The 14,575-nt window shown below is 70.4% G+C and carries 8 protein-coding genes; 7 read left to right on the forward strand and 1 reads right to left on the reverse strand.

Features of this window, described 5'->3' with window-relative positions; all coding sequences use genetic code 11:
- The 6 genes from KMS84_RS40880 to KMS84_RS04380 form a co-directional block, all read left to right on the forward strand.
- Nucleotides 1–4,616, forward strand: a 4,616-nt coding sequence (locus KMS84_RS40880; RefSeq protein WP_285893131.1) for a type I polyketide synthase, incomplete at its 5' end; no start/stop codon positions are given.
- Between the two features lie 4 nt (nucleotides 4,617–4,620).
- On the forward strand, nucleotides 4,621–5,403 hold the full coding sequence (locus KMS84_RS04360) for an arylamine N-acetyltransferase family protein (protein ID WP_256914676.1): 783 nt from the start codon (nucleotides 4,621–4,623) through the stop codon (nucleotides 5,401–5,403).
- 17 nt (nucleotides 5,404–5,420) lie between these two features.
- Nucleotides 5,421–7,094, forward strand: a complete 1,674-nt coding sequence (gene mhpA / locus KMS84_RS04365; protein WP_256914677.1) for a bifunctional 3-(3-hydroxy-phenyl)propionate/3-hydroxycinnamic acid hydroxylase MhpA — start codon at nucleotides 5,421–5,423, stop codon at nucleotides 7,092–7,094.
- 86 nt (nucleotides 7,095–7,180) lie between these two features.
- Nucleotides 7,181–8,131, forward strand: a complete 951-nt coding sequence (locus KMS84_RS04370) for a class I SAM-dependent methyltransferase (protein WP_256914678.1) — start codon at nucleotides 7,181–7,183, stop codon at nucleotides 8,129–8,131.
- Between the two features lie 94 nt (nucleotides 8,132–8,225).
- Nucleotides 8,226–9,068 (forward strand): shikimate dehydrogenase family protein, encoded by an 843-nt coding sequence (locus tag KMS84_RS04375; protein WP_256914679.1) that lies wholly within the window; start codon nucleotides 8,226–8,228, stop codon nucleotides 9,066–9,068.
- Nucleotides 9,069–9,312: 244 nt separating this feature from the next.
- A complete protein-coding gene (locus tag KMS84_RS04380) occupies nucleotides 9,313–9,906 on the forward strand; it encodes a malonic semialdehyde reductase (protein WP_256914680.1) in 594 nt (197 codons plus the stop codon).
- A gap of 243 nt (nucleotides 9,907–10,149) precedes the next feature.
- Here KMS84_RS04380 and KMS84_RS04385 read toward each other — a convergent pair whose 3' ends face one another.
- The gene (locus tag KMS84_RS04385) at nucleotides 10,150–11,721 is read right to left on the reverse strand and encodes a cellulose binding domain-containing protein (RefSeq protein WP_256914681.1); all 1,572 of its coding nucleotides are present in this window, start codon (nucleotides 11,719–11,721) and stop codon (nucleotides 10,150–10,152) included.
- A 1,144-nt stretch (nucleotides 11,722–12,865) separates the two neighbouring features.
- On the opposite strand from KMS84_RS04385, the gene KMS84_RS04390 reads away from it, so the two are divergent.
- Nucleotides 12,866–14,134: an MFS transporter gene (locus tag KMS84_RS04390; protein WP_256914682.1), complete on the forward strand. Its 1,269-nt coding sequence runs from the start codon at nucleotides 12,866–12,868 to the stop codon at nucleotides 14,132–14,134.
- Nucleotides 14,135–14,575: the final 441 nt, after the last annotated feature.

Consider the following 14,575-nt stretch of genomic DNA (forward strand, 5'->3'; position numbering starts at 1 on the left):
GGGGTTGGGATGTGGGGCGGTTGTTCGATCCCGATCCGGACGCGGTGGGGAAGTCGACGGTTCGTCATGGTGGGTTCCTGCATGATGCGGGGGAGTTCGATCCGGGGTTCTTCGGGGTGAGTCCTCGTGAGGCGTTGGCGATGGATCCGCAGCAGCGGTTGTTGCTGGAGACGTCGTGGGAGGTGTTGGAGCGGGCGGGGATCGATCCGACGTCGTTGAAGGGCAGCCGCACGGGTGTCTTCACCGGCGCCATGTACCACGACTACGCCACCAACCTCACCCGCGTGCCGGAGGAACTGGAAGGCTTCCTCGGCAACGGCAACGCGGGCAGCTTCGTCTCGGGCCGGGTGGCGTACACCTTCGGGTTCGAAGGACCCGCCGTGACGATGGACACGGCGTGCTCGTCGTCGCTGGTGGCGATGCACTCCGCGATGCAGGCCCTGCGCAGCGGTGAGTGCTCGCTCGCCCTGGCCGGCGGCGTGGCCGTGATGGCCACACCCGGCAGCTTCATCGAGTTCTCGCGTCAGCGGGGTCTTGCCGCCGACGGGCGGTGCAAGTCCTTCGCGGCGGGTGCCGACGGGACGGCGTGGGCCGAGGGGGTGGGTCTGGTGCTGCTGGAGCGACTGTCGGACGCCCGCCGCAACGGCCACGAGGTACTGGCGCTCGTCCGCGGTGCGGCGATCAACCAGGACGGCGCCTCGAACGGCATCACGGCTCCGAACGGTCCTTCTCAGCAGCGGGTGATCAGGCAGGCGCTGGCGAACGCGGGTCTGTCGGCGGCCGACATCGATGTGGTGGAGGCGCACGGCACAGGTACGTCCCTCGGTGATCCGATCGAGGCGCAGGCGTTGATCGCGACGTACGGGCAGGAGCGGCCCGGTGCTGATCGGCCGTTGTGGCTGGGGTCGTTGAAGTCGAACATCGGTCATGCGCAGGCTGCGGCCGGTGTGGCGGGTGTGATCAAGATGGTGCAGGCGATGCGGCACGGTGTGCTGCCCAAGACGCTGCACGTGGACGAGCCGTCACCGGCGGTGGACTGGTCGGCGGGCGCGGTGGAACTGCTGACCGACGCGCGGGAATGGCCCGAGACCCACGACCGCCCCCGCCGCGCAGCCGTTTCCTCCTTCGGCCTGAGCGGGACGAATGCGCACGTGATCCTGGAGGGAGTCGAGTCCGCGACTCCGGTGGACGGTGCGGTGGTGCCCGACGGCGTGGTCCCGGACAGTGGGGCGCCGCGTGGAGTGCCGCCGTTGGTGGTGTCGGGCAGGTCGCCGGAGGCGGTGCGCGCGCAGACGGCGAGGCTGGCCGATCTCCTGGAGGAGCGGCCCGAACTGAGCCTGGTGGATGTCGCGTTCTCGCTGGCGACGACTCGTGCGCACTTCGATCATCGTGCGGTGGTGGTGGCGGGTTCGGCGGAGGAGGCGCGTGAGCACCTTGCGTCGGTGGAGCCGCAGACAGTCGTCCCCGGACGTCTGGGTGTGTTGTTCACGGGTCAGGGGTCGCAGCGGGTCGGGATGGGGCGTGAACTGCACGCCGCTTTCCCGGTGTTCGCGGAGGCCTTCGACGAGGTGTGCGCGGCCGTGGACAAGGAGCTCGGTCGCTCGCTCAGGGAGCTGGTCTTCGAAGGCGCGGACCTGCTGGACGAGACGCGGTTTGCGCAGCCGGCGCTGTTCGCGGTCGAGGTGGCGTTGTTCCGGTTGGTGGAGTCCTGGGGTGTGCGGCCGGACTATCTGGCCGGGCATTCGATCGGTGAGGTGACTGCCGCGTTCGTGGCGGGTGTGTGGTCGTTGGAGGACGCCGCGGCCTTGGTGGTGGCGCGCGGCCGCCTGATGCAGGCGCTGCCGTCGGGTGGGGTGATGTTCGCCGTCGAGGCGGCCGAGGACGAGGTCGTGCCCCTGCTGACGGAGGGCGTGAGTGTCGCCGCGGTCAACGGTGCCTCCTCGTTGGTGCTGTCGGGTGTCGAGGATGCGGTCACGGCCGTGGTGGCGCGGCTTGAGGGTCGGCGGTCGAAGCGGTTGCGGGTCTCGCATGCCTTCCACTCATCGTTGATGGACCCGATGCTGGACGAGTTCCGCCAGGTCGTGGCGGGGCTGACGTTCCATGAGCCTGCTTTGCCGGTGGTGTCGAACCTGACCGGCGGGGTGGCGGACGCGGGCCGGTTGTGTTCGGCGGAGTACTGGGTGGAGCACGTGCGTGGCACGGTCCGTTTCCACGACGGGGTCCAGGCGCTGCGTGAGCTGAAGGTCTCCACGTTCCTCGAGCTGGGCCCCGATGGTGTGCTGTCGGGGATGGTGGCCCAGGAGTGCCTGCCTTCCCTGCGACGGGACGTGCCCGAGGACCGAGCCCTGATGAACTGCCTCGGCCAGCTTCACGCCCGGGGTGTGGCCGTGGACTGGGAGAAGGTGTTCGCCGCAACCGGTGCCCGCCGGGTGGACCTGCCCACCTACCCCTTCCAGCGGCAGCGCTACTGGATCGAGGGCGACGGACCGGCCGTTCCCGAAACGGTGGCCGACCCCGTCGACGCCGCCTTCTGGGACATCGTGGACAGGGGAGACGCGAACTCGCTGGCCCGCTCCCTGCGGCTCGACGCGTCCGTCCTGGACGGTGTCCTGCCCGCCCTGTCCTCGTGGCGCCGCCGTCACCGGGACCAGGCCGTGTTGGACGGCTGGCGGTATCGGATCGAGTGGCGGCCGATGGCCGACGCGCCGGCGCCGGCCACGGTCGTCGCCGACGGCACGTGGCTGATGGTGGTGCCCGCGGGGCAGGCGGACGCGATGGCGGACGCCGTGGGCGGCGCGCTGACCGCGCACGGCGGTCGTGTCGTACGGCTGGACGTGGACGGTGAGGACCGGAAGGACCTGGCGGAACTGATCCGGGCGGCACTCGTCCGGGCCGGTCTCGACACGGCTGGTGACCTGCTTGCGGGAGTGCTGTCCGTGCTGCCCCTGGACGAACGGCCGGACGCCGACCACCCCACGCTGTCACGGGGCACGGCCGCCACCGTCACCCTCGTCCAGTCGCTCAGGGATCTGGACGTCGTCGCCCCGCTGTGGTGCCTGACGTCCGGGGCCGTCGCGGTCCGGGAGGACGAGGAGGCGGACAGCGCGACGCAGCCCATGGTCTGGGGGCTCGGCACCGTCCTGGCCCTCGACCACCCCAGGTCCTGGGGCGGACTCGTCGATGTCGCCGCGGGGCCGGACGAGACGACGCTGGGCCGACTGGTGGCCGTGCTCGGCGGAGGGCTCGGCGAGGACCAGGTGGCCGTCCGGTCCACGGGGGCCTACGCGCGCCGTATGGTCCGTGCCGAGTCCGCCGCTGCCGATGACGCGACGGCCGCGGAGCCCTGGACGCCGCGCGGCACGGTCCTGATCACCGGTGGTACGGGTGGCATCGGCGCGCACGTGGCGCGCTGGGCCGCGAGCCGGGGCGCCGAGCACCTGCTGCTGCTCAGCCGTCGCGGCCGGGCCGCCGAAGGGGCGGACGCGCTGGAGTCGGAACTGACCGCGCTCGGCGCCCGCGTCACCATCGTGGCCTGCGACGTCACCGACCGGGCCGCGCTCGCCGACGTCATCGCCGCGGTCCCGTCCGAGGTGCCCGTCCGTGCCGTCTTCCACACCGCCGGCGCCGCGCAGGCGCCGGCGCAACTGCCGGACAGCAGCGTCGCGGAGTTCGCCGAGGTGGGCCGGGCGAAGATCGCCGGCGCCGTCCACCTGGACGCTCTGCTCGCCGACCGTCCACTGGACGCCTTCGTGGTGTTCTCCTCCGGCGCCGCTGTCTGGGGCGGTGCGGGGCAGAGCGGTTACGCCGCCGCCAACGCCTTCGTCGAGGGCCTCGCGCACCGAAGGCGCGCCGGGGGCCGGGCGGCGACCGCAGTGGCGTGGGGCGCCTGGGCCGGTGGCGGCATGGTCGACGAGAGGGTGGCCGAGGAGTTCGCGGAGGTCGGCGTCGAGCTGATGCGGCCCGACCTGGCGGTCGAGGCGCTGGGCCAGGCGGTGGCCGGCGGCGAGGGACACCTCGTGGTCGCGGGTATCGACTGGTCGCGGTTCGTGCCGGCCTTCACGGTCGCCCGGCAGCGTCCACTCTTGCGGGAACTGCCCGAGGCCGCCGCTCTCACGGCTGCCGGCACCGGTGCTGCGGTCGGCCGGGGCAAGGATGCCGGGTCGGGGGACGACGGGGAGGCGCTGCGGACGCGGCTGCTGCCGCTGTCCCCGCCGGAGCGGTTGACGGCGCTGACCGACCTGGTGCTGGTGGAAGCCGGGCAGGTGCTCGGTCACGCCACCGGTTCGACGGCGGTCGAGGACGGGGTCGCCTTCCTCGACATCGGCTTCGACTCGCTGACCGGTCTCGAACTGCGCAACCGCCTCAACCGGGTGTCGGGACTCGACCTGCCGCAGGGCCTGATCTTCGACTTCCCCACCGCCGGAATGATCGCCGAGCTGATGCTGGAGGCCCTCGAACCCGGACTCGCCGTCACACCGGAGGCGGTCGCCGAGGAGATCGGCAAGTTGAAGTCGGCACTGGCTCCGGCGCTGCACGACGAGGCCTCGCGTGCGGGGGCCGTCGCGCGGCTGCGTGAACTGCTGGCCGAGTGGGACCACATCGAGAAGGAGAAGTGACCTGATGTTCGAGGTCGAGACCTACTTGCACCGTCTGGGGTTGACGGACGCGCCCGCGCCGAGCGTCGAAACGCTCCGCCTGCTGCACAAGCGGCACCTGATGTCGGTGGCGTACGACAGCAGTCACTTCATCAAGAGCTTCACGGGCTTTCGCAACGTCGTCGACATCGACGTCGACGCCACGTTCCGGGCGATCGTCGTCGAGGGCGCGGGCGGTGTGTGCCACGACCTGAGCGGCCTGTTCCGCAGGCTCCTGACCGAACTCGGTTACGACGTCTCGATCCTGGCCGCGTCCCAACGCTGGCCGAACGGCCAGTTCGGACCGGACCTCGAGCACACCTTCGCCTGTGTGCGGCTGGACGGGGAGACGTGGCTGGTCGACGTGGGCTTCGCCGGACCGTCGTACCTCGAGCCGCTGCGGATGACCGACGAGGTGCAGCACCAGTTCGGATGCTCCTACCGGCTCACGGCGGACGGCGCCCACCATGTGCTCGAACGCCGGGCCGCGGTCGGCGACTGGCGGTCGGTGTACCGGTTCGAACTGACCCCTCGTGCCGTCTCCGACTGGGACAGCCCGCGGGACTCCGCCGCCGAGCAGATCGTGAAGGACTCGCTGTTCGCCGGAACCGTGCTGCGCGGCCGCGCCACCGACAACGGGCAGCTCGTGCTCACCGGCAGGCGGCTGTTGACGGTGGAGAACGGTCACGAATCGATCCGCACCCTGATCGACAAGAGCGAGTTCGAGCGCGTGGTGAAGGACATCCTCGCCGGCACGGCCAACGGCTGAGACGGGACCGGACGCAGATGACAGTGCAGACACGGAAGGCCGACGCCGCGAGCGGGACGGACGCCGCGACGGACGTCGTCACCGACGCGGACGTGGCCGTCGTCGGTTACGGACCGGTGGGCCAGGTGCTGGCGATCCTGCTGGCCCGGCGCGGCTGGCGGGTCACGGTCGTGGAGCGGTGGGCGCAGCCCTACCCCATGCCCCGTGCCGTCGGCTTCGACGACGAGGCCGCCCGCATCCTGGCGGCCGCGGGCATCGGGCCCTTCCTCGACAAGTTCGGCGAGAACTCACGGGACTACGCCTGGCGCAACGCGGCGGGCGACACCCTGCTGCACATGGAGAGCGCCGCCGACGGCCACTGCGGCTGGCCCCAGGCGACGGCCATGTACCAGCCCGGTCTCGAGGCGACGCTCATCGAGCGGGGCGCCGAGTTCCCGAACCTGCGGGTCGTCCGCGGGCAGGAGGTCGTCGAACTCGACGACCGCGGCGACCTGGTCGAGGTGATCTCCGAGGACGCCGACGAGCGGGAGCACACCTTCACCGCGCGGTACGTCGTCGGGTGCGACGGGGCCAACAGCTTCGTCCGGGAGTCGATGGAGAGTTCCCTCACCGACCTCGGGTTCTTCTACGACTGGCTGATCTGCGACGTCGTCCTGGACGCTCCGCGCGACTTCCGTCCCAACAACCTTCAGATCTGCGACCCGCTGCGGCCGCGGACCGCTGTGTCGGCCGGACCGGGGCACCGTCGCTTCGAGTTCATGCGGCTGCCCGGCGAGAACATCGAGGAGCTGAAGCGCGACGACACCCTGTGGCGCATGCTGGCGATGTTCTCCGTGCGCCCGGACAACGCGACGCTCGAACGGCACGCCGTGTACACCTTCCAGGCTCGCTGGGCGGGGGAGTGGCGCAAGGGCAGGCTGCTGATCGCGGGGGACGCCGCACACCTCATGCCGCCCTTCGCCGGTCAGGGCATGTGCTCGGGCTTCCGGGACGTGGCCAACCTGTCGTGGAAGCTCGACCTCGCCCTGCGCGGTCTCGCCGACGCGTCGGTGCTCGACACCTATACCGCCGAACGCCGGGCGCACGTGCGCAACGCCATCACCACGTCGGTCAGACTCGGCAAGGTCATCTGCGTGACCGATCCCGCGGCGGCCGCCGACCGGGACGCGATCATGCTGGCCGCCCGCGACCGCGACGGCGCCGCCGCACTGCCCATGTCGACCGCGATCCCCCTCGACGAAGGCCTGTTCCGGCAGAGCGGCGACGGCACTCCGGCGGGTCCCGCCGGCACCCTGTTCCCGCAGTCCCGGGTGGCGGACGCCGAAGGGGAGGGGCTGTTCGACGAGATCGTCGGCCTGGGCTTCGTCCTGCTGGCCGCCGACGATCCGTCGACGCTGCTCGACGACCGGCGGCGGGCCTTCCTCGACGGTCTCGGCACGCGCCTCGCGCACGTTCTGCCCGCGGGCACGGGACCGGGGGCGCCAGGTACTGGCGGCCCCGGCCCCGGTCCCGGCGCCGTGGTCGACATCGAGGACCGCTATCTGCCGTACCTGGCCCAGTACGGTGCGACGGCCGTGCTGGTGCGCCCCGACTTCACCGTCTTCGGCGCGGCGGACGGGCCCGAGGAACTGGGCGCGCTGGTGGACGAACTCGCCCGCCGGCTGAGGGCGCCGGTCCCTGCCACCGGCTGAGAAGTCCCGACGAGAAGTCCCGACGAGAAGCCCCGGCTTCGAAGAATTCCCCGTTCTGCGGGGAGACCCTGAGAAAGGACACGCACATGGGTGCGCGCGAAGACATGTACGGCCTGTTCACGAGCGTCAACGAGATCAACCTGACGAATGATCAGGGAGGCCAGAAGGCCAAGGAAGGCACGCACAAGAAGAACATCTCCACCAGCTACGACCTGCAGGCCCGGATGTCGAAGAAGGGCATCCTGTGGAACTGGGGCTACCACGACGACCAGGTGGCCAAGGAGATCAGCGTCCGCATCCCCGGCTTCCTCGACTACGACACGGACGGCTTCTCCGAGGAGCTGTACTTCGCCGCTCTCCGGGAGGTGCCGCTCGCGCTGGACGACTACGCGGACAAGGTCGTTCTCGAAGTCGGCTGCGGACTCGGCGAAGGGCTGAACTTCCTCTCCCGCGTGGTCGACGCGAAGAGCATGATCGGCCTCGACCTGTCGGACCAGGCCGTCAAGCGGGCCAACGCCTCGCTCTCGCGCAAGGGCCTGAGCTACGTCCAGGGCGACGCGGAGAACCTGCCGTTCGAGGACGGTGAGGTCGACGTCCTGGTCAACATCGAGAGTGCGCACAACTATCCGAGCCTGGAGAAGTTCCTGAGGGAGGTGGCGCGCGTGCTCAAGCCGGGCGGCTACTTCACCCATGTCGACCTCTACACCACGCAGCGCCACGCCTTCCTGAAGGAGCTCCAGGAGAAGGACCTCGGCCTGGAGTGGACGCTCGACCGCGACATCTCGCCCCAGGTGCAGGCGGCGATCCACGGGCGGTTGGCCCCCGAGGGCTCCTTCCACAAGGCGCTGCGGGAGCAGCGGGTCGGCGCCATCCAGCGGCACATGGCCAAGCGGGTCGGCCCGGAGGCCGTGGGCGGGTCATTCGCCGGTTACACCGACAGCGGCTCCACCCGGCTGCTGAAGAAGCTGGGCGTGCTGCCGTCGCAGTTCATGCCGCCGGTGGACAGCTACCGCCACTACGTGGCCAAGAGGATCTGATCCTCGTCGGCGGAGCCCCGCGTCCGGCGTCGGGGCGCCGCCGCCACCGCCGGTACCTGCCGTTCACGCAGCACCTCCAGCACGAGGAAGGGCCATGATGACCGACAGCCCGCACACGGGAGCCATCAGCGGGACCACGCGGCTGTACGCCGTCCTGGGCGACCCGGTCACCCAGGTTCAGTCGCCCGGGCTGCTCAACCCGGTCTTCGCCGGCCTGGGCATCGACGCGGTGCTGGTGCCCGTGGAGGTGCGGCCGGGCGACCTCGGCGAGGTGGTCCGTGGCCTTCAGCGAGTCGGCAACCTGGACGGCCTGTTCGTCACCGTGCCGCACAAGACGGCCGCCGCGCAGCTGGCCGACCGGCGCAGTCGCACGGTGGAGATCACCGGCAGCGCGAACGCCCTGCGGCGCGAGCCCGACGGCGCCTGGCTCGCCGCGAACTTCGACGGTTCGGGATTCGTGGCGGGCCTCGTCGCATCCGGTCACTCCCCCCGGGGAAAGAAGGTGACCCTGGTCGGCGCGGGCGGAGCGGGCAGCGCCATCGCGGCGGCCCTGCTCACCGCCGGTGTGGACATCCTGTCCCTGTCGGATCCGGACGGGCCTCGCCTGACCGCGCTCGTCGAGCGGCTTGCCGAACACTGGCCGGGCCGCGTCCGTGCCGTCCCCGAACCGGTGCTGCACGACAGTGATCTCGCCGTCAACGCCACGCCGCTCGGGCTGCGCCCCGACGACCCGTTGCCGTTCGCGCCCGGCGGCCTGCCTCCCGGGAGCGTGGTGGCGGACATCATCATGAAACCGAGAGAAACGCCCCTTCTGCGGGAGGCGGCCGCGTCGGGCCACCCCGTGCACCACGGAATGCACATGCTCACCGGCCAGATCGATTCCTACCGCACGTTCTTCGGACTGGGCGTGCCCCGGACCGACGACGAAAGAATGTGAGTCACCTTCGCGCGACGCCATCGAGCCACCGCTGCGACCCGCGGTCCACGCGGGGAGGCGGTACGTGGCGCGTGCCGTCTCCCGGCACTGCGTCATGGCTTGAAAGGGTCGGGTGATATCGCCGTTCTCCCTCGGCGGTAGGCAGGTGAGACTCGCCTCGAGTATTCTGCCGACCGTATAGGAATAATGGGCGCCAAATTCATCCGTGAGTCGACCGTTCCCCTCGTTCGCAAGGAATGCATATATGTCTCTCAGTCTCGACCCGGCAGCACAGGACCTGCTCTTCCGGCAGGCTCGTACCGCCAACACGTTCACCGAGGAACCGGTGACCGACGAGCAGGTTCAGGCCATCTACGACCTGGTCAAGTACGCTCCCACGTCGCTGAACCAGCAGCCGCTGCGCATCGTCCTGGTTCGTTCGGGCGAGGCCCGCCGGCGTCTCGTCCGGCACCTCGCCGAGGGGAACAACACGAAGGCCGAGAAGGCGCCGCTGGTCGCGATTCTCGCCGCGGACAACGAGTTCCACGAGGAGCTCCCGGAGCAGCTTCCGCATTTCCCGCAGGCCAAGGACCTGATGTTCTCCGAACGGAGCGTGCGGGAAGAGTCCGCGAAATTCAACGCGGCTCTTCAGGTCGGCTACTTCATTCTCGGGGTTCGGGCCGCGGGCCTGGCTGCCGGCCCGATGACCGGATTCGACGCCGACGGCATCAACAAGGAGTTCTTCGCCGACGGCGAGCACTCGGTTCTCGCCGTGGTCAACATGGGCAAGCCGGGGGAGAACGCATGGTTCGACCGTTCGCCCCGCCTCGCCTACGACCAGGTGGTCACGACGGTCTGACGCACCCGTCCGGTCGTGCTCACCCGGTCGCCGGCCGGGTGAGCCGACGAGCGCGAGCACGCGGCGTCCACCGCCTGCTTCGTGGGCCGCGCCCGCCGCGGACTCCCGCAGCGAACTCCCGATCCGTCCAGGGAGCGGGGCCGGTTGTCGGCATGTCGGGCGATGATCACGCGGTTGCCTCGGCGGGCCGGTGGCGGGTGGGCCTGTCCGGCCCGGCCCGCCACCTTCCGTGGACCTTGGGGATCAGGTGAGGGCGCAGACCGGGTTGGCGGGCAGGCCGGAGGGGTCTCCGGTCGCGTTGAAGCCGAACGTCGTCCGACCGGAGGGCGGGATGGCGCTGTTGTAGTCGACGTTCGCGCCTGTGACCGAGGAACCCGACTGCGTCAACCTGGTGCTCCAGGCGGTCGTCACCTTCTGGCTGCCGGGCCAGCTCCAGCGGACCTGCCATCCCGTGCTGCTGGAGGCGGTGGTGTTGGTGAGCGTCACCTCGGCGGTGAACCCGCCGGGCCAGGAGTTGACCAGCTTGGTGGTGGCGGTGCAGCCGGCTTGCGGTCCGCCTCCCGAACTCCCGGTGGTGGCCGAGACGCCGGCCGAGGCGGCCGACGTGCCTCCCGAGCTGTCGTGGGCCTTGACCGCGTAGGTGTACGAGGTCGAGGCGGACAGGCCGCTGTCGGTGAAGGAGGTCCCGGTGGTGGAGCCCACGGGCTGTCCGTCGCGCAGGACGTCGTAACCGCTGGCGCCGGAGGATGCGCTCCAGGACAGCGAGACGGTGGTGGCGGTGGTGGCGGTCACCGTGAGGTTCGTCGGCGCGTCCAGCGATCCGCTTCCGGCGCCGCCGGTGGTGTACTCGACGCCGGTGTACGGCTGAGGGCACCCGGAGGAGCAGGAGCGCGGCAGGGCGAAGGTGTACGTGCGGCCGCCCTGCACGAGCTTGTCGTCCACGTCACGGACCCGGATGGTGTAGCTCGATCCGCCCGGGGAGTCGGGGCCGATCGTGTACTGCTGTCCGAGGTCGCTGACCATGGCCGCCGACGCCCACGCACCGCCGTCGTAGTACTCCACGCCGTGGATGCCGTTGGGCAGGTGGGTGACGTCGACGGTGGGCCACCAGGCCGCCGCGTTCTGGACGAAGCCGATCGCGATGTCGCCGGAGTAGCCGGGCGCCGGGATGAACGACCAGGAGACGTGCCGGTTGTTCCAGCGGTTGGGGTACATGTCCGTCACCGGCTGCCCGCCGAGCCGGAAGGCGTTCAGCGAGCGCGTCGCCAGGTCCAGGTGGTCGGGGTCGTCCCGGCACCAGGCGTTGGTGTCGCCGCAGCTGTCGGCGACCAGCATGTCGAGGGTCGCGCCGTTGTACTTGTCGGACGTCCAGTTTCCGTTGCGGCAGAACGCCTGGCCCGCCGCGCCGTCGTTGGTGCCGGTGCAGTAGTCGCCGATCGACACCCGGACCCAGCGGCCGCAGTTGTGGCCGTTGTCGAACAGTCCCCTGCTGCCGGCGTTGCCGGAGGGGATGGGGCGAGGGGTGGGCTGTCCGTCGTAGTGGCCCGGTGTGCTCCACACGTTGAGGGCCACGAAGTCCTGTGACTCCAGATTCGCCTGCGGGACTCCGCACCCGCCGTAGGGAGATCCGAGGCCGTCGAAGTGCGTGGCGTTGCCGGTGTGGCCCGCCGAGTCCGCGGCGGCGGCTCGGCCGGCCGATGCGGCGGCCGGGGACGAAAGGCCGCACAGGAACGACGAGACGAGCAGCAGCACGCCGAACACGGCCGTGACGAGTAATCGCCGGCCGGTGCGTCGTGCGAGAGGGACGGTGATCACGGTGACCTCCCTGGTGCCGGACCCGATGACCGGCACGTCGACTGGCCCGACCGCGTGGTCCCCGCGCATCACCGGTCGGGTTCATGCCAATGATGCGACCGGAACCGCGCCTGGTCACGACCGTGAGGGAATGTCGTCGCAAGGCATTCACGGCACCGGCGGCGAGCGCCGTACCGGGAGATGGGAGCGCTCCCATGAAGTGCCTGGTCAGCACGCCGGACCACGGCGCGCGGACTGCGGAAGCCGGCCCACGCGCGGTCGCACCATTCGCTGAGGGCCGGTGTGGGCCTCTGACCGGACGTCGTTGATCTCCGCAGCGGTCGGACGGCCACAAGAGGCCCGCCTCGATGGGGAACGCGTGGACTGGCCGGCTCAGGTCGCCGGTACCTGCCCGCGCTTGTCCGGCCTGCCGGGAGCGGTGCTGCTCACCCTCGCCCCGAGCTCGCTGCCCTCGCAGGCGTCGGCACGCGGCGTCGCCGTGGCGCCGGGCGGCGCCTTTCGGTGGACATCCGGCCGCGCAGAAGCCCGACTTCCCGACTCCGTCATGGTATTTCCGGCGGACCGGGTGGTCGGGTGGGCGCAATTGGCATTCATGTGACGGAAAGGGTCGACGCGACAGACCTCGTCGCCGAGTTCGATGTCCGGGGGTCGGGCCTGTATCCGGGTGACGACCTCCGTAAAGCGGTCCATCCCGCCTGCCTCAACCGGAAGGTCACGTCCGGGACAGTCTTCGCCCACTCGTCTATTTGCCGGAATCGGACTCTTGGCGGGGATCGCGCGATGGGGTCGGAGGTGATGTGGCCGGGCCCGCGTTCCTTGGCTGCTGCGCCGCGGAGGGAACGATTCCGCTGTTGACGGTACGTATCGAACTCCAGGCCTTGTCGGGGTGAACTCATTATCCGGCCGAAATCACCTCATACCCTTGAGCTGGACAGACGTGATGCCTAGCGGCACTCCGGGGAGGTAAGGTTGAGCCGTCAACTGTCGACGAAGGCGCGTCAGTTCATCGTTCCTGCCACATGTGCGAGAACTGTCACTTCGCACGGCTGTCGGCGCAGCTGATTTCCCCGCATCGCTTTTCAGTGCGAGTAATTCCCCTTATTCTTCACCCCGTTCAGCACACCTCGCCGAAAGCCTCCCGTTCGTGGCCCTCACTGTGTACGAGGACCGGCCTGCCGGTCGACATGCCGCTCTTCCGCCCGGCGGGCTCTTCCGGCGGATCTATGGTCCGCGCGCGGGTGACGCGTTGGCGTTTTCGATGTCGACGTACGCGATGCCGCTTCTGGTCCTGACGATCACCGATTCCCCCTCTTTGACGGGTCTCGCGTTCGCGTTGGAGTGGACGCCCCGGATCGCGGCGTTCGTCCTGGCGGGGAACGTCGTGGACCGTCGGGGGGCGGCCATCGTGGGTTTCCTGGCGTCCCTGGGCCGGGCCGCCGTGGTGGCGGGTTGTGCGATCGCCCTGATGGTGCTTCCGCGGGGCACGACGCAGACGTCGGTCCTTCTGGCGCTGGTGGCCTTGACCGGCGTCCTCTCCCAGTTCGGGTTCGTCGCCAACGAGGCTGTCGGAGCGGTCGTCGTCCGGCGGGGGGATGCCCGTCCGCACGGGATACAAGCGGTCCTGGTCGGCATCGACCAGACGGCCACGGTCCTCGGTCCGCTGCTCGCCGGATTCCTCCTCCTGGCCGGGCCGGGATGGATGCTCGGATGTCTGGGCGTGGTGTCCCTGTTCGCTGCCGTCCTCGCACTTCAGACCCCGCCGACCCCGCTGCGAGCCGCACCCAGGGAGGGCGCAGGAGGAGCCGGCGGGGTGCGCACGGGCCTGCGGACGCTGGCGAGCCTGCCCGCACTGGGGTGGCTCGTGGGGGGACTGGCCTGCTCGAACCTCGCCCTCGGCCTGCTCCAGTCCGCCAGTCCGGTCATCGCCGTCGAGACCTTCGGCCGCTCGCCCGCCAGCGTCGGCACGATGTGGTCCGCCGCCGCGGTGGCGACCCTGCTGGCGATCACGTGCTGCCGCCTGGTGCTGAGCCGGTTCGACCTGTGGGCGGTGGGGGCCGCGTCCGCGATCCTCGCCTCGGTGGCCTGTCTGGGCGTACCGCAGGCGCCGTCCTTCCTCGCCTACACGATCCTGGTCGCGCTCTTCATGGCGGGTGACGGCGGCCTCACGGTCGTCCTGCGGACCGTGCGCTCGGTGGTCATCCCGTCCACGGCGCTCGGGGCCACGCTGTCGCTGACCATGCTGATCCTGCTGCTGCCCTTCCCGGCGGCCGGCATCCTCGTCGCGCTCATTCCGGCCGCGCATCTGGGCCGAGCGGTGCTGGGCTGCGCCGTCGTCCAGGCCGTCGCCCTGGCCGTCACCTTCATCAGGCTCCGCCGTGAGCCGGCCCTGCGCATGGTCGCCGGACAGACGTGAACGCCGCCCAGGGCAGCCGCGTGCGGGCTTACGGGCCAGAGACGCCGCGTAGCCTCCTCTGCGACCGCCTTCCGGTCTGCCCGGAGGAACTCGACAGGTACAACAGGTACATCCGCGGGGGAGGTCCCGACCACCGGGGCCCGGTGACGGACCGAGCTCCGGTTGTGGGCACGTCCAGGCGCAACAGGCGTGCGGCGGCCCGGCCCGGCGCGAAGGGCAGCAGGAAGGCGAACGCCGCCACGACCAGGGCCGCGCCGAACAACAGTGGGCGCGGGTGCGTGAGCAAGGAACCGGGGCGTGGACGAGCACCATGGATTTTCGGCCAGGGAGAACGCAGGCCCGGGACGAACGATGCGGGAAGCCACTAGGTGTATTGACCCGCAGCGTTGTTGACGCGGCTGATGGGCGGGTGTCCGTCCAGCGCGGTGTGGCAGCGATGGT

This window comes from Streptomyces hilarionis (genome assembly GCF_024539675.1).
GTDB lineage: Bacteria > Actinomycetota > Actinomycetes > Streptomycetales > Streptomycetaceae > Streptomyces > Streptomyces hilarionis.

Excerpts from the sequence above, each read along its gene's own strand:
- KMS84_RS04360 (WP_256914676.1), top strand. The coding sequence starts at position 4,621 with ATGTTCGAGGTCGAGACCTACTTGCACCGTCTGGGGTTGACGGACGCG.
- mhpA (WP_256914677.1), top strand. The coding sequence starts at position 5,421 with ATGACAGTGCAGACACGGAAGGCCGACGCCGCGAGCGGGACGGACGCC.
- KMS84_RS04370 (WP_256914678.1), top strand. The coding sequence starts at position 7,181 with ATGGGTGCGCGCGAAGACATGTACGGCCTGTTCACGAGCGTCAACGAG.
- KMS84_RS04375 (WP_256914679.1), top strand. The coding sequence starts at position 8,226 with ATGATGACCGACAGCCCGCACACGGGAGCCATCAGCGGGACCACGCGG.
- KMS84_RS04380 (WP_256914680.1), top strand. The coding sequence starts at position 9,313 with ATGTCTCTCAGTCTCGACCCGGCAGCACAGGACCTGCTCTTCCGGCAG.